The organism is Tabrizicola sp., assembly GCF_034366665.1.
GTDB lineage: Bacteria > Pseudomonadota > Alphaproteobacteria > Rhodobacterales > Rhodobacteraceae > Tabrizicola.
Genome location: NZ_JAXMMF010000115.1, coordinates 1 through 14,746, shown reverse-complemented (window position 1 = coordinate 14,746; position 14,746 = coordinate 1). Strand labels below are relative to the sequence as shown.

The following is a 14,746-nucleotide window of genomic DNA, read 5'->3' as shown; positions in this document are numbered from 1 at the left end:
CCCTTCATTCACTGGCCAGAAGCGGGAATTTCTCCACGCACTGCGCTCGCGTCAAAACGTTCCGACCCTCGCCCGCGAAGGCATAGCTGTCGGGCTTGTGGTCGATGTAGATCTCATTCGTCATGGTCAGCCCGCTCGCATCGTCGAACGTGCCTACCGGCAGCTCCAGGTTGCCCGAGTACGGCCCATCCACCGTTACCCGGAACCACAGGGCCGACCCGCACTCCACGCACCACGCCCGTTCGCCCCAGGCACTGGACTGGCGGCGCGCGATATGTTCGGCCCCTGTCCATTCGACATTCCCCTCGGGCACCGTGATCCCCAAGAGCGCCGAGCCGGTCCACTTCCGGCACATCGGGCAATGACAGACGCCGAAATTCGTCCCCGTCAGCCGCGCCTTGAACTGCACCGCGCCGCAGAGGCATCCGCCCTCACGCTCAAGGCTCATGGCTGACCCTCCAAACGGGCAGCGAGGCCGTCAGGGCATCGCAATCGTAAAGCGGCTGGGACGAAAGGAACCCGTCCTCGCCCGGAAAGACGAACTGGACCGGCGAGCCGTCGATCGGCAGCCATTGCCCGTCGCCCAGGTCGGTCCCGCCGGGACCGGCAAAAAACAGCCGCCATTCAGGGTGGACGTATTCGTTGCCACGCGACCGGCGCAGGGCGTTGCCCGACAGATCATACTCGGTGAAGTCGACCTCGGTCTCTTGCAGCGTGATCCCGTCGATCACCACGCTTTGCCCGGTCAACCGATCATACCCCTCGGCGCGAGAGCCCGTCCCGTCTTCCTTCGACAGGCTGAAACTCCAGGTGTCCACACCTTCGCCGATCAGCTCGGACATGCTGGCCGCATCGGCAGGGTTGGGGTCCAGCACCTGTTTGACGGGGTCATAGCTTTCCAGCCACTGCCCCTCGGCGTCGATCTTCGAATAGAAGAACGGCCCCTCCTGATCCAGATCGACGCGCCACTGGTCGCCTGGTTGGTCGGCCGAGCAGCGGTAATAGTGGGACACCCGGCAGGCCTTGGACTGCACGGTCATGAACACCTCGCAGCCAACGGGGGCGTCCCAGGTCCCGGCGAGGGAAGGGGTTGGGCTTAGCGCCAGAAGGACCAGAACGCGCTTCATCCCGTCACCTCACTGCCTGGGAGTGACAGGCCGCTGATCTCGCCGCAGCCGTCTCGTGGCGTCTCGTCGCCGAATCCAGCTTGGCCAGACAGCGCCAACCGCGTCAGACGGTACACGCTGGACCCCGTCTCAAGATCGACGCGCACTTCTTCTTCCAGCAGCAGGTCAAGCCGGTCGCTGTACAGAAACAGCCCCCCACCATCAATGTCTGGCACCGGCGGAGGCATTCTGATCACTCCGGAAAAGGTAATGCGCGCGAAGGTTTCACCGGCAAGGACAGTGGTTTCACCGAAATAGCCATAGCTGGTTTCGCCGCTGATCGGCTGCGTCCTGCCGAAAAGCTCAAGCTCGCCCACGATGCGGTCTTCCGCCCTGCCGTTCTGGATCGTATCGCGCGGGTGTGCCTTGGACTGATCAAGACGAACGACCATGCCCTGCCCGACAAGATCCCACATTACCGACCCGTGGTTCAGATTTCGGGTCTCGACCGTCAGGCCATAAGCATCCCTGCTTTCTATCCAGAAGGCCGGAGCCCCATCGGCGCAACGAAAGACATTCGCCACACTGCAATCGTCGTACTGCGCGGTCGCCAGGCGGCTGCAGCTCTCCGGGCGGAGGGCCGAACCGTCCGCCGCCGCCAGAGAGGCAGAGCACACCGTCAGACAAGGAAGGAAGGCCAACCGCATCGCTTCACCACTAATCAGGTCACGTATCCTGACGTTTAAGTTTTCCTGCATCGACCGCGCGTAGAGACGGAAGGAAGGCGCAAGGAAGATGGAAAGAAGACTACTCTGCCGCCACTGCTCCGGTCTGGGCCAGATAGGACAGGATCGCCTCTGCCGCCTCGCGGCCATCGCGGATTGCCCAGACGACCAGCGATGCGCCCCGCACGATATCCCCCGCCGCGTAGACGCCCGGCAGGCTGGTCTCATGCGTGCGGAAATCGGCCTTGATCGTGCCCCAGCGGGTCACCTTCAGCTCTGGCACGCCCCAGAGGGTCGGCAGGTCTTCAGGTTCGAAGCCCAAAGCCTGGATCACCAGATCGGCGGGTTCGACATAGTCGGCGCCTTCGATAATCTCGGGCGTCTGGCGGCCCGTGGCATCCGGCGCTCCAAGGCGCATCTTCTGCACCATCACGCCGTCGACCTCGGTCCCGCCAGTGAACCCCTTGGGCGCGGAAAGCCACACGAATTCAACGCCTTCTTCCTCGGCATTCTGAACTTCGCGCTGCGACCCCGGCATGTTCGCCCGGTCGCGACGATAGAGGCACTTGACCGACAAGGCCCCCTGCCGGATCGCCGTCCGCACGCAGTCCATCGCCGTGTCGCCGCCGCCGATCACCACCACGCGCTTTCCGCTGGCGTTCAGCTCACCGCTCTCATACTCCGGCACATCGTCGCCGAAGCCCTGCTTGTTCGACACCGTCAGATAGTCCAGCGCCTTCACGATCCCGCGCGCCCCGACGCCCGGAGCCTCGATGTCCCGCGCCTTGTAGACGCCCGTCGCGATCAGCACCGCATCATGCTGACCCCGGATCGCGTCAAAGGTGATGTCCTCGCCCACGTTGCAGTTGAGGACGAAGTTCACGCCCCCGTCCGCAAGCTGAGCGTTCCGACGCTCCACCACATCCTTCTCCAGCTTGAAGCCGGGGATGCCGTAGGTCATCAGCCCGCCGGAACGATCATAGCGGTCGTAGATCGTGACCTGCACGCCCTGACGCCGCAGCATGTCCGCCGCCGCAAGTCCCCCCGGCCCCGCGCCGATGATGCCCACGGATTCCGCCCGTTCCGCATGGGGACGGATGGGCTTGACCCAGCCCTCCTCCCACGCCGTATCGGTGATGTATTTCTCGACCGACCCGATGGTCACCGTGCCATGACCCGACTGCTCGATCACGCAGTTGCCTTCGCAAAGCCGGTCCTGCGGACAGATACGGCCGCAGATCTCGGGGAAGGTGTTGGTGGCCTGGCTGATCTCGTAGGCTTCCTGCAGACGGCCCTCGGCGGTCAGCTTCAGCCAGTCGGGGATGTTGTTGTGCAAGGGGCAGTGCGACTGGCAATAGGGCACGCCACACTGGCTGCAGCGGCTGGCCTGCTCGGCCGCCTTGCGATCCGCGTACTCCCGGTAAATCTCGTGGAAATCCTGCGCGCGCGAGGATGCGTCACGCTTCTCGGGCATCTCTTTCCCGACGGTGACGAATTTCAGCATCTTCTGCGTGGCCATAACCTAGCGTCCCTTGCGAGTTCTTCCGGGACCGACGGGATACAACCGTTCTGCTGACATGAAAAGTCAGCAATGCTTACCTATTTATCGCTTTTTCAGCAGATGCGGCAGCAAAGCCGACATTTTCGTGCTGAATTAGGTCAGTATGGTTTCCGAACTTCGCTAGTAACCCAGCAAAAGCGCCGTCAGGGCGATGGACCCCACGATGATTCGCCACCAACCGAACAGGGCGTACCCATGTTTGCTGATGTAGTTCAGCACCCAGCGGACCACGACGGCCGCGGTCAGAAAGGCGACTGCGAAGCCGACGGCGATGTCCCATACTGCGGCAAAGTCCAGAACATCGCGGTTCTTGTACAGGTCAAAGACCACCGCCGCGCCCATCGTCGGCAGGGACAGAAGGAACGAGAACTCGGCCGCGGCCCGCTTCTCGACCCCCATCAACAGGGCCCCCACGATGGTCGCCCCCGACCGCGAGACGCCGGGGACCAGCGCCAGGGTCTGACAAAACCCGATGGCCAGCGACTTGCTGAACGGCAAGGCCAGCGCGTCATGGTGGACCGGCGTCGGCGCGATGCGGTCGATCACCAGAAGGACGAACCCGCCCAGGATCAGCACGACGGCGATCAGCATCGGCGTCTCGAACAGCACCGACTTCACGAAGCCATGCGCAAGGACACCGACCACCACGGCGGGCAGAAACGCCAGCAACAGCGACACAAGCGACCTCCGCGCAGCATCCTCATGCCGCGCCCGCAGGAACAGCCGCAGGATCAGCGTCGCATAGACCGAAAACAGCGCCAGGATCGCGCCCAGCTGGATCACCACCTCGAAGGTGCGACCGGCTGATTGGAAGCCAAGGAAATGCCCTGCCAGCAGCAGGTGACCCGTCGAAGAGACGGGCAGAAACTCGGTCAGGCCTTCCAGAAGGCCCAGGAAGGCTGCGGTCAGAGTGTTGCCCAACCCTCAGACCTTCTTGAGATTCTTGGCCGAATCCTTGATCGCCGCATACTGGCCGGACGCGCGATAGCGCCACAGGTATTCCGGCAGAACCCCCTCCATCGCTGTGGGGGTGATCCCAAGGTCGGCAAAGCCGCGCGCGGTCGGCGAGACCACGTTGTCGCGCGCAAGATTGCGCACCTGGTCGCGGGTGATCATCTTGTTCTCGATCAGCCCCAGCGTCACGGCCTGGATCATATCAAAGCCGAAGCCCATGATCCGGGCCACGAAGAACGGCATGTTCACCACCGCGCGACGGCGCTGGATCACCTTGAGCATCCGGGCCATCAAACCGCGGAAAGTATCGACCTCGGGCCCGCCAAGTTCATAGACGCCGGGCGCGGCCTCTCCATTCACAGCCTTCACCGCAGCCTGCGCCACGTCGTCCACATGGACCGGCTGGAACCGGGTGTTCGCCCCCACGACGGGCAGGATCGGGCCCATCCGGGTCATCGCGGCAAAGCGGTTGAAGAACTGGTCCTCGGTCCCGAAGATGATCGAGGGACGCAGGATCACCGCCGTCGGGAAAGCCGCCAGAACCGCCGCCTCGCCCTCGCCCTTGGTGCGGGCATAGGCGCTGTCGGACTGCGCGTCAGCCCCGATGGCCGAGATCTGCACCAGCCGCCCGACACCCATCTCGGCGGCGATCCGCGCGACCCGGCCGGCGCCTTCCGCCTGAACCGCGTCGAACGTGTTCGCGCCGACCCCGTTCAGCACACCCACGCAGTTGACCACCGCATCCGCACCCCGGATCACCGAGCGGACGCTGGCATCGTCGCGGATGTTGCAGGCCACCGGCTCGACCTGGCCGGGCACACCGTAAGGGCGCACGAACAAGGCCTCGTTCGGACGGCGCACGGCCACGCGAACCCGCCACCCGTCTTTCGCCAATCGACGAGCGATGTAGCGGCCGACAAAGCCCGAACCGCCGATGATGGTGACCAGCTTGCTCATGCGCGCACTCCTTCACGGGCGCCTGAAAGACGCCGGAAACTGGGCCGATGAATAACTGCGCCGCCCCCGACGGGCAAGGCCAAAGCGGCAACAAGAAATTTGCGCAAGGGGCCGTTGACTCTGTCAAACCGGGCCGTTACATCGCCCATCAGTGCCCAGATGGCGGAATTGGTAGACGCACTGGTTTCAGGTACCAGCGCTGCAAGGCGTGGAGGTTCGAGTCCTCTTCTGGGCACCATCCCTACCAGAAAAACCCTGCAATCGGTTCCGATTGCAGGGTTTTTGTTTTCCAGGCCCACGCGCAACAGGGGCCGGGGCGATCACGCCACCCGCAGGCCCTGGGCCCAGACCCCGCGCAATGCGCCAGCGGTACCGATCCTTGCAACCCGCACCAGGTCGGCCCGCGCCCCGACTTCCACCCTGCCACGGTCCGACAACCCGACAGCCTGGGCCGGCGCCGACGTCACCGTCGCGATCCCGCGGGCAAGGTCGCCCCACAGGTCCCCAAGCATCAGGGCCGCCGACAACAGCGACGAGGGGACATAGTCCGACGAGATGATGTCCAGCAGCTCGGCCCGGGCCAGGTCCGAGGCCGCCACGTTGCCCGAATGGCTGCCACCCCGGATCAGGTTGGGCGCGCCCATCATCACCTTGATGCCGTGGTCGTTGCAGGCCTGTGCTGCCTCGACCGTGGTCGGGAACTCGGCGAAATGCGCGCCGTGTTCGGCTGACCGCGCAACATGGCCGACGTCGGTGTCGTCATGGCTGGCCAGCACTGCGCCATAGCGACGCGCGGCGGCGACGGCGGCGGCCTCGTGCACCGCGCCATTGCGCGCCGACAGGTCCTTTTGCACCGCGATATGCGTCTCGAACTCGGCTTCGCTCATGCCGTGCTTGCCCATGACGTATTTCCGCAGTTGCGTCACATCGCGGAACTGCCGCTCTCCGGGCGTGTGGTCCATCAGGCTGACGATCCCGATCCGGTCGGCGGGACCGAACTTGTCCAGCTCTTCGACCAGCGTTTCGGAACAGACCTCGGCCCGCAGATGCAGGAAATGGCTGATCTTCAGCGCGCCCTGGTCGCGAAGGCCCAGGATCTCGTCCGCCAGTGCCCGGGCGTATTCGCCGTAGTTGGCCTTGGCGTTCGAGACGACGGACCCCACGCGCAGGGCGTCGAAGACGGTGGTGATGCCGACACTGGCCAGCTCGGCGTCATGCGCGATGATCGCGGCGGCGTGGGGCCAGTCGACCTTGGGACGCGGCTCGATGTGGCGCTCCAGATTGTCGGTGTGCAATTCGATCAGGCCGGGCATCACCAGATCGCCGCCGCAGTCTTCGGCCCCCTGCGGGACCGCACTACCGGGCGCGATATCGGCGATCTTGCCGTCAACCAGCCGCACGGTCCCGCGCAGGGTCTCGCCCGGCAGGACCAGGGTGGCGTTGGCAAGGATGGTCTCGCGTGTCATGTCGTCCTCGATTGTCTTGCGGCCCGCGCTGCGGTGGCCTCTGGTGACATTGTCCCGTCACACCAATGTGACAAAACCTGAGTACCCCGGCGCGCATGGACCAGATCGCCCGCTACGCCGTCTACTACGCCCCGCCCGAGGGGCCGTTTGCCTTTCGCGCGAACGAATGGCTGGGCCGCGACCCAGCGAACGGCAACAACCTGCCGCAGCCCGTGCTTGCCGGGATCGGCGACCCGCACGCCATCACCGCCGAGCCGCGCCGATATGGCTTCCACGGCACGATCCGCGCCCCGTTCCGGCTTGCCGAAGGCGTGACCGAAGCGGCGGTTCAGGACTGCGTGGCCGGTCTTGCCGCGCGCCTTGCGCCGGTCGTCTGCACCGGGTTGCAGGCCGAAACCCTGCACGGTTTCGTCGCACTGACCCCGCTTGGCTGCGAGGCGGCGCTGCTTGACCTTGGGGCCGCGGTGGTCGAGGCCACCAACCCCCTGCGCGCCGCCCTGACCGAGGCCGAGATCGCCCGTCGCCGCCCGGATCAGCTGTCCCCGCGCCAGCGTGAATTGCTGCAGCACTGGGGCTATCCGCATGTGATGGAGGAGTTCCGCTTCCATCTGACCCTGACCGACCGGCTGGCCGAGCCCGAACCTGTCCGCGCGGCGCTGGAGGACTTCTTCGCCCCGGTCCTGCCGCGCCCCTTCGTGATCGAGGACCTGTGCCTGTTCGGCGAAGACCGCGGCGGTCGTTTCCACCTGCTGCACCGCTACGCCCTTACCGGCTGAAGGGCGGCCAGAAGGCGGGCCGTGCCGATCTCGGGCGTCACGTCGTTCACCACGGTCTGAAACGCGATGCCCTCGGGCATCTCGAACGCGGCACGCGACAGGCGGGCGCGGATGTCCTCGGCGTTCTCGCGACCCCGGGCGGCAAGCCGGGCGGCAAGCACGATGTCCGGGGCGGTGACAAGGATCACGCGCAGGCCGGGAAAGACCGTTGCGGCCAGCGGCAAGGCCGCGCGGCTGCCGTTGAAGATCACATCGCCAGGGGCAGTGACCTGCGATTTCGGGATGCCGTAGGACAACCCGTGTGCCGTCCAGGTCAGGGCAAAGTCGCCGCGCATCTGGCGCTGGGCAAACTCTGAAGAGGTGACGCCTTCGAAGTCCTCGCCCCCGGCTTCGGTCGGTCGGGTGATGACCCGGCGGACCATGCGCAGATCGGGACGAGCGGCAAGCGCCCCCCGGATCAGCGTGTCTTTCCCGGCACCCGAAGGGCCGACGATCGCGAAGATCATGCCGCAAGCCGTGGCGTGAAGCCGGTCACATCGACAATCCGGTCGCAGACCCGCGTCCGCGCGCCTTCGTCGTGAAAGATCCCCAGGATCGCCGCCCCACGCGCCTTGGCCTCTTCGATCAGCGTCAGCACGACCTCGCGGTTGGCGGCATCAAGGCTGGCGGTGGGCTCGTCGAGGAGAAGGGCCGGGTAAGTGTGGGCAAAGCCCCGCGCGATGTTGACCCGCTGCTGCTCGCCGCCCGAAAAGGTGGTGGGCGAGAGGGTCCAGAGCCGTTTGGGGATGTTGAGGCGCTTGAGAAGGTCTGCGGCACGGTCGCGCGCCTGGTCGACAGGGGTGCCAAGGGCGAGGAGCGGCTCTGCCACCACATCCAGCGTGGGGACACGGGGCACGACACGCAGGAACTGGCTGACGTAGCCCAAGGTGTGGCGGCGCAGCGCGATGATCTGGCGCGGGAGGGCCGTGGCGACATCGGTGTCCCCGACCATCAGACTTCCCCCGGCGGTCAGATAGTTGCCGTAGACCATGCGCATCAGGGTGGATTTGCCCGCACCCGACTGCCCGGTCAGGCCCACGCATTCGCCAGGCGCGACAGTCAGCGACGCGCCCGCCATGACCGGGATCACCGTGCCGCCCTGGTTGTGCAGCGTGAAGGACTTCGACAGGTTCTCGATATGGATCATGGGGTTACACCTGCAGGACAGAGGAAACGAGCAGCTGGGTATAGGCGTGCTGCGGATCGTCCAGCACCTGATCGGTCAGCCCCTGTTCCACCACCCGGCCCGATTTCATCACCATCAGCCGATGCGCCAGCAGGCGGACGACGGCAAGGTCATGGGTTACGATGATGACGCTAAGGCCAAGGTCCCGGACCAAGCCGCGCAACAGGTCCAGAAGCCGCGCCTGAACGCTGACATCAAGGCCGCCCGTGGGTTCATCCATGAACACCAGCCGCGGCCCCGTCACCAGGTTCCGCGCGATCTGCAACCTTTGCTGCATCCCGCCGGAAAAGGCCGAGGGCCGGTCGTCGACCCGGTCCGCCGCGATCTCGACCCGACCGAGCCAGTCCACCGCTTTACCCCGGATGTCGCCGTAATGCCGTGCGCCGACGGCCATCAGCCTTTCGCCCACATTGCCGCCCGCGCTGACGCCCATCCGCAACCCGTCGCGCGGGTTCTGGTGGACATAGGCCCAGTCGGTGCGGGAAAGGCGGCGGCGTTCCGTCTCGGGCATCGCCAGCACGTCGCGGCCGTCATAGCTGATCCGGCCCAGATCCGCGCGCTGATGGCCCGCAAGGCACGACAACAGCGTCGACTTGCCCGACCCGCTTTCACCGACAATCCCCAGGACCTCGCCAGGGAACAGGTCGAAGGACACATCCGCGCAGCCGATGCGGGGACCATAGCGCTTGGTCAGGCCATCGACCCGCAGCAACGGCTGGTCGGTCGCCACAAGCTTTTCCATAACCGTCATGCCACGTCCTCCGGCTCGGGCGCCCAAAGCCGCCCTTTCATCCCCCGCGCCCGTCGCCCGGCGCAGAAATCGGTGTCCGAACAGACGAACATCCGCCCGCCCGCGTCGTCGGTGATCACCTCGTCGAGGTAGCTGTCCCTGGCCCCGCACAGGTCGCAGTCGTGGGGAGCCTTCGAGGTCTCGAACGGATGGTCGTCGAAATCCAGGCTGACGGCCTTCGTCCAGGGCGGCAGCGCATAGATCCGCTGCTCGCGCCCTGCGCCGAACAGCTGGATCGCCGGGTTGCCGGACAGTTTCGGATTGTCGAACTTGGGGATGGGCGAGGGGTCCATCACATAGCGCCCCTCGACGCGGACCGGATAGGCGTAGGAGGTCGCGATCTGGCCGTGGCGCGCGATGTCCTCGTACAGCTTGACGTGCATCAGCCCGTATTCCTCCAGCTCGTGCATTTTCCGCGTTTCGGTTTCGCGCGGTTCCAGGAATCGCAGGGGTTCGGGGATCGGGACCTGGTAGACCAGGATCTGGCCATCGGTCAGCGGGGTTTCCGGGATGCGGTGGCGGGTCTGGATCACCGTGGCCTCGGGCGTGGACTCGGTCACCGCGACCCCCGCCGTGCGCTGGAAAAAGCGGCGGATGCTGACCGCGTTCGTCGTGTCGTCGGCACCCTGGTCGATGACCTTCAGCCTGTCCTCGGGCACCAGGCACGCCGCCGTCACCTGCACCCCGCCCGTGCCCCAGCCGTAGGGCATCGGCATCTCGCGGCTGGCGAAGGGCACCTGATAGCCCGGCACGGCAATCCCCTTCAGGATCGCGCGGCGGATCATCCGCTTGGTCTGTTCGTCGAGATAGGCGAAGTTGTAGGCCTCCGCCTGGGAACCGGCGTCACGCATGGGAATTGCCTCCGAAAGGAGTGTGCATCATGATCATGGACATCTCGACCATCGCCTGGATGTGTGTCGGCATCGCGGTCCTTGGCTTCGCGCCGCTGTGGTGGCGGTAAGTCATTCCGCCGCCTCCTGCAGCGCCATCGCCTCGGCCCGCAGCTTGCGGACCAGCTCCAGCTCGGCCTGGAAGTCGACATAGTGCGGCAGCTTGATGTGTTCGAGGAACCCTGTGGCCTGGATGTTGTCGCAGTGCATCAGGACGAATTCCTGATCCTGCGCCGGGGCGCCGGTGAAGTCCTCGCCCAGCTCTTGCCAGCGCAGGGCGCGGTCGACGAGGCTCATCGCGATGGCCTTGCGTTCGGACTGACCCATGACGAGGCCGTAGCCGCGAGTGAATTGCGGGGGTTCGGTCCGGCTGCCCTTGAACTGGTTCACGGTTTCACATTCGGTCAGTTCGATCTCGCCGATTTCCACCGCAAAGCCCAGTTCGGGGATCTCGACCTCTACAGCCACAGTGCCGATGCGCAACTCACCCACGAAGGCATGGGTCCGGCCGTAGCCGCGCTGGGTGGAGTAGGCCATGGAAAGAACAAACCCCTCATCCCCACGGGTCAGCGCCTGCAGGCGAAGCGCGCGGTCGGCGGGCAGTTCCATCGGTTCGCGCGTCAGGTCGGGGGGGGTTAAGTCGGACGGGTCGGCGGTCTCGATCAGCCCGTCGCGGTTCAGAAAGCTGGTGACGTGGGGCACGCGGGTTTCCCCCTCACCCCGCCCCTCTCCCCCCAGGGGAGAGGGTGACCCCGTGTCCGGCGCAGCGCCTTCAGCCATCAGGGCAAAATCCAGCAGGCGGTGGGTGTAGTCGAAAGTCGGCCCCAGCACCTGGCCACCCGGCAAGTCCTTGAACGTGGCCGAGATGCGCCGGTCCACGGCCATCGCGCCGGTATCCACGGGATTCGATCCAGCCAGACGCGGCAGCGTGGTGCGGTAGGCGCGGATCAGAAAGACCGCCTCGATCAGGTCGCCCCGCGCCTGCTTGATCGCCAGCGCGGCCAAGTCGGGGTCGTAGAGCGAGCCTTCGGCCATGACCCTGTTCACCGCCAGGGCCATCTGCTCACGGATTTGCGGGATGGTCAGCTCTGGCACGGCAGGGTCGCCCCGGCGTTCCTCGGACAGCCACTGGTGCGCATTGTCGATGGCGCGTTCGCCACCCTTGACGGCCACATACATCAGATCGCCTCCACGCGGGTGGAACGGGGAAGTCCGGCGATGTGATCGCCGGCGGTGAAAAGCGTGTCGAAGCCCAGCGGGAACAGCGCCCGGTTGGCGCGGAACGCGGCGGTTTCGGGCAAGTTGAGCCAGGTCGCCGTCTCGATCCCCGGGCCGGTCAGCGCGGGGCCGTGGGGCACGAGCCGGTCACATTCGACGATCAGGGTGGCCGAGCGGTCAGGATAATCAGGCTGGCCGATGCGGAAGCGGGTGACGGGGTGCAGGTCATCCCAGGTGCCCAGGGCGAAGTCGGCGTCTTCGGCGGCGGCAAGCGGCGCGCCGATGTGGAAGGCAACCCAGTCGCGGACCGCCGGGCAATCCGCGCCGCCCGCCAGATGCAGACGCGTCGTCGGGTCGGTCAGGACCAGAAGCGCCACCCCGGCTGCCGGGGACAGCGGTGCGGGGGGGTGCGCCCCGGCGACGCGGCGGATCGTGCCGGGGCGCGCCATCGCCTCAAGGATTTCGCGGAAGGCGCGGGCGGACTGGAGCGGGGCCTCGGTGAAGCCACCGGCAAGCGCGTCGGATGCGGCGATCATTTGTCCTCTCCGCGGACCAGGGTGAAGAAGTCGACCTTGGTGCCTGCGGCCTTTTCGGCGCGGACCGAACGGGCGGCCCCCGCTTCGGCCTGAAGCAGCTGCAGGACGTGGGACGTCAGATCGGTGGCCGCATCGGTCTGCATCAGCGCGTCAACAGCCGCGGCCCGCAGCGCATGGCCCTTGTCGCGGCCCTGCACCCAGGCATGCCCAACCTCGCCCGAGGCCAGCCGGACCGAAGCGCGGGTCACCGTCATCTCGCCCAGGTTGAACGCAGCCCCGGTCGCGCCGATCCGCCCCCGGACCATCACCGCACCAATCTCGGGTTGGCGCAGGACGGTGTGTGGCGGAAGGTCAGGCAGCAGCGCAGCCAGCCGGACAGCCGGGGCCTTGGCCAGCATGGCCATCCAGGTCTTGCGGGCCAAAGGGGAAGCGTCGGTCATTTTCATCTCGACAGGTTGAGGGGGTTGTCTATCTACCTATACAACTATACAAATAATACCCGACAGACGGCCCGGGACCAACCGGAGAGTTGTGAATTTTTCATGACAGGATAAGACGTTGAAAGAAGCCATCTGGTCCGCCATCGCGGGCACCCTGACGGAAGAGATTGCTGCCGGGCACTATCGCCCCGGTGACCGCCTGCCGACCGAAGCGGCGCTTGCGGCGCGGTTCGGGGTGAACCGCCACACGGTCCGCCACGCGCTTGCCGCCCTGGCAGAGCGGGGTCTGGTCCATTCCCGGCAAGGGGCGGGCGTCTTCGTGGCGCAGCGGCCGACGGATTATCCCCTGGGCCGTCGGGTGCGGTTTCACCAGAACGTGCTGGCGGCAGGCCAAACTCCGTCGCGGCGGATCAGCCGGACCGAGACGCGGCCCTGCGATGCCGACGAGGCGAGGGCGCTGCGGCTGAAGGTGGGCGATCCGGTGCAGGTGGTCGAAGGGGTCTCGCTGGCCGATGGGCAGCCGATCGCGGTGTTCCGGTCAGTCTTTCCGGGTGGCCGGTTTCCCGACCTTCTGGCCTCGGTTCGCGAGACCGGGTCGATCACCCGGTCACTGGCTGCTTCAGGGCTGACTGACTATACCCGGGCCGAAACGCGTCTGACGGCGCAGTTGGCCGACCCGGTGCTGGCGCTGGCGCTGGCGGTGCGCCCCGGCGCGCCGGTGATGCGGACGCTGGCGGTGAACGTGGACCCGAAGGGTGTGCCCGTCGAACTGGGCACGACCTGGTTCGCGGGCGACCGGGTCACACTGACGGTTGCCGATCAGCCCTGATATTTCTCCAGGAACGCCTCGGCCTTCAGGGATCGGAAGTCCATCAGGGCGGCGCGCAGGCGGTCGTGGCTCCAGTCCCACCAGGCCAGCGCCATCAGACGGTCGGCGATGCCGGGGCCGAAGCGGGGGCGGAGCGGTTGGGCCGGGATACCGGCCATGATCATGTAGGGTGGCACATCCTTGGTCACGACCGCGCCCGAAGCGATGACGGCGCCCGCGCCGATGGAGACCTCGGGCTTCACGATGACGCCGTGGCCAAGCCAGGTGTCGGGGCCGATCACGGTGCGGCGGCTGGCGCGATGGGCCATGAAGTCCGCATCGTCGGCGATGTCGTCCCAGTAGTACGAGGACCGGTAAAGGAAGTGGTGCAGGCTGGCGTTCGCCATCGGGTGATCCGTCGGGCCGATCCGGGTCATCGCGGCGATGTTGGCGAACTTGCCGACCGTGGTGTTGGCGATGTCCGACAGGCGGTCGCAGTAGGCATAGGCCTCGAAAGTGGAATTCAGGACGCGGGAGCCTGCGCCGACCTCGGTCCAGGGGGCGAAGCTGGAATTCACGATCTGGCAGTCGGCATGGATCACCGCGCCGTCGGCGGAAAGGCGCGGTCCAGGCTGGTTGGGCGGATCGGTGGCAATGGTTTCAAGGGGTTGCTGGTGGGCGTTCATGATGTCTTGACCTTGTTCCTGGTGGCAGCCCCTCACCCCGGCCCTCTCCCCGAGGGAGAGAGGGCGCGGGTGGGGCTGTCAGAGCCCGGTTTTCGGCGGCGGAGCCTGGGGCGGCCGGGGAGCCTCCGGCGGGGATATTTGCGGCAGTATGAAAGGCAGGCGTCGGGCGGCCGGTCATGCCCCCTTGATCAGCTTGCGGCGCAGCCAGCCGGAGAGGCTGTCCATCAGCATGACCATCAGGACGATCAGGACCATGTAATAGGCAACTTCCTCCCAGTCCTTCTGGGTGATGATGGCCTGGGTCAGGAGGAGACCGATCCCGCCGCCGACGATCGCACCGATCACCGTGGCGCTGCGGGTGTTTGATTCCAGGTAGTAGAGGATCTGGGACAACAGGACCGGCGTGATCTGCGGGATGACCCCGAAGCGGGCGCGCTGCAGGCTGTTCGCGCCGGTGGACTGGATGCCCTCAACCTGCTTTTCGTCGATGTTCTCCAGCGCTTCCGAGAAGGTCTTGCCGAAGGTGCCCGCATCGGTGATCGCGATGGCGATGGCGCCGGTCATCGGACCCGGCCCGAAAGCGCGGGACAGGATAATGGTCCAGATCA

The 14,746-nt window shown here is 66.1% G+C and carries 18 protein-coding genes and 1 tRNA gene; 3 read left to right on the top strand and 16 right to left on the bottom strand.

Translation table 11 applies throughout. The annotated features are described in order from the left end of the window. Window positions 1-4: 4 nt before the first annotated feature. The 6 genes from U1E69_RS16025 to U1E69_RS16000 all read right to left on the bottom strand — a co-directional run bounded on the left by U1E69_RS16025 (window position 5) and on the right by U1E69_RS16000 (window position 5,303). A complete protein-coding gene (locus U1E69_RS16025) occupies window positions 5-448 on the bottom strand; it encodes a GFA family protein (protein WP_322245397.1) in 444 nt (147 codons plus the stop codon). Beyond that, window positions 438-1,127 (bottom strand): hypothetical protein, encoded by a 690-nt coding sequence (locus U1E69_RS16020; RefSeq protein WP_322245396.1) that lies wholly within the window; start codon window positions 1,125-1,127, stop codon window positions 438-440. Before U1E69_RS16020 ends, U1E69_RS16025 begins: the two co-directional genes overlap by 11 nt. Continuing rightward, a complete protein-coding gene (locus U1E69_RS16015; RefSeq protein WP_322245395.1) occupies window positions 1,124-1,864 on the bottom strand; it encodes a hypothetical protein in 741 nt (246 codons plus the stop codon). The genes U1E69_RS16020 and U1E69_RS16015 overlap by 4 nt, the downstream gene beginning before the upstream one ends. Before the next feature lie 49 nt (window positions 1,865-1,913). Then, window positions 1,914-3,350 (bottom strand): NAD(P)-dependent oxidoreductase, encoded by a 1,437-nt coding sequence (locus tag U1E69_RS16010; RefSeq protein ID WP_322245394.1) that lies wholly within the window; start codon window positions 3,348-3,350, stop codon window positions 1,914-1,916. Between the two features lie 162 nt (window positions 3,351-3,512). Beyond that, on the bottom strand, window positions 3,513-4,313 hold the full coding sequence (locus U1E69_RS16005; RefSeq protein ID WP_322245393.1) for an undecaprenyl-diphosphate phosphatase: 801 nt from the start codon (window positions 4,311-4,313) through the stop codon (window positions 3,513-3,515). A 3-nt stretch (window positions 4,314-4,316) separates the two neighbouring features. Next, window positions 4,317-5,303, bottom strand: a complete 987-nt coding sequence (locus U1E69_RS16000) for a complex I NDUFA9 subunit family protein (protein WP_322245392.1) — start codon at window positions 5,301-5,303, stop codon at window positions 4,317-4,319. A 153-nt stretch (window positions 5,304-5,456) separates the two neighbouring features. Between U1E69_RS16000 and U1E69_RS15995 the strand changes: the two genes are divergently transcribed. Then, window positions 5,457-5,541, top strand: a tRNA-Leu gene (locus U1E69_RS15995). Between the two features lie 82 nt (window positions 5,542-5,623). On the opposite strand, the gene U1E69_RS15990 is transcribed toward U1E69_RS15995, so the two are convergent. After that, window positions 5,624-6,769: an alpha-D-ribose 1-methylphosphonate 5-triphosphate diphosphatase gene (locus U1E69_RS15990; protein WP_322245391.1), complete on the bottom strand. Its 1,146-nt coding sequence runs from the start codon at window positions 6,767-6,769 to the stop codon at window positions 5,624-5,626. A gap of 95 nt (window positions 6,770-6,864) precedes the next feature. Between U1E69_RS15990 and U1E69_RS15985 the strand changes: the two genes are divergently transcribed. Continuing rightward, entirely contained in the window at window positions 6,865-7,545 is a 681-nt protein-coding gene (locus tag U1E69_RS15985) for a DUF1045 domain-containing protein (protein ID WP_322245390.1), read from the top strand. Here the strand turns inward: U1E69_RS15985 and phnN are convergent. The 7 genes from phnN to phnG all read right to left on the bottom strand — a co-directional run bounded on the left by phnN (window position 7,527) and on the right by phnG (window position 12,650). Continuing rightward, on the bottom strand, window positions 7,527-8,051 hold the full coding sequence (gene phnN, locus U1E69_RS15980; protein ID WP_322245388.1) for a phosphonate metabolism protein/1,5-bisphosphokinase (PRPP-forming) PhnN: 525 nt from the start codon (window positions 8,049-8,051) through the stop codon (window positions 7,527-7,529). The two genes, U1E69_RS15985 and phnN, sit on opposite strands and share 19 nt — an antisense overlap. Continuing rightward, window positions 8,048-8,731, bottom strand: coding sequence for a phosphonate C-P lyase system protein PhnL (gene phnL / locus U1E69_RS15975; RefSeq protein WP_322245387.1), 684 nt, complete (start codon window positions 8,729-8,731; stop codon window positions 8,048-8,050). Before phnL ends, phnN begins: the two co-directional genes overlap by 4 nt. Window positions 8,732-8,735: 4 nt before the next feature. Continuing rightward, entirely contained in the window at window positions 8,736-9,512 is a 777-nt protein-coding gene (gene phnK / locus U1E69_RS15970) for a phosphonate C-P lyase system protein PhnK (RefSeq protein WP_416200298.1), read from the bottom strand. A gap of 5 nt (window positions 9,513-9,517) precedes the next feature. Then, entirely contained in the window at window positions 9,518-10,411 is an 894-nt protein-coding gene (locus tag U1E69_RS15965) for an alpha-D-ribose 1-methylphosphonate 5-phosphate C-P-lyase PhnJ (RefSeq protein WP_322245385.1), read from the bottom strand. Between the two features lie 111 nt (window positions 10,412-10,522). Then, complete coding sequence (locus tag U1E69_RS15960) at window positions 10,523-11,629, bottom strand: carbon-phosphorus lyase complex subunit PhnI (protein ID WP_322245384.1); 1,107 nt, start codon at window positions 11,627-11,629, stop codon at window positions 10,523-10,525. Further along, complete coding sequence (gene phnH, locus U1E69_RS15955) at window positions 11,629-12,204, bottom strand: phosphonate C-P lyase system protein PhnH (RefSeq protein ID WP_322245383.1); 576 nt, start codon at window positions 12,202-12,204, stop codon at window positions 11,629-11,631. The genes U1E69_RS15960 and phnH overlap by 1 nt, the downstream gene beginning before the upstream one ends. Beyond that, complete coding sequence (gene phnG / locus U1E69_RS15950; RefSeq protein ID WP_416200296.1) at window positions 12,201-12,650, bottom strand: phosphonate C-P lyase system protein PhnG; 450 nt, start codon at window positions 12,648-12,650, stop codon at window positions 12,201-12,203. Before phnG ends, phnH begins: the two co-directional genes overlap by 4 nt. Window positions 12,651-12,762: 112 nt before the next feature. Here phnG and phnF point away from each other — a divergent pair, with 112 nt between their 5' ends. Further along, a complete protein-coding gene (phnF, locus tag U1E69_RS15945; RefSeq protein WP_322245381.1) occupies window positions 12,763-13,473 on the top strand; it encodes a phosphonate metabolism transcriptional regulator PhnF in 711 nt (236 codons plus the stop codon). Here the strand turns inward: phnF and U1E69_RS15940 are convergent. Both U1E69_RS15940 and U1E69_RS15935 read right to left on the bottom strand, forming a co-directional pair. Further along, complete coding sequence (locus tag U1E69_RS15940) at window positions 13,464-14,138, bottom strand: chloramphenicol acetyltransferase (protein WP_322245380.1); 675 nt, start codon at window positions 14,136-14,138, stop codon at window positions 13,464-13,466. The genes phnF and U1E69_RS15940 overlap by 10 nt on opposite strands. A gap of 174 nt (window positions 14,139-14,312) precedes the next feature. Further along, on the bottom strand, window positions 14,313-14,746 hold a 434-nt coding region (locus U1E69_RS15935), incomplete at its 5' end, for a PhnE/PtxC family ABC transporter permease (RefSeq protein ID WP_322245379.1).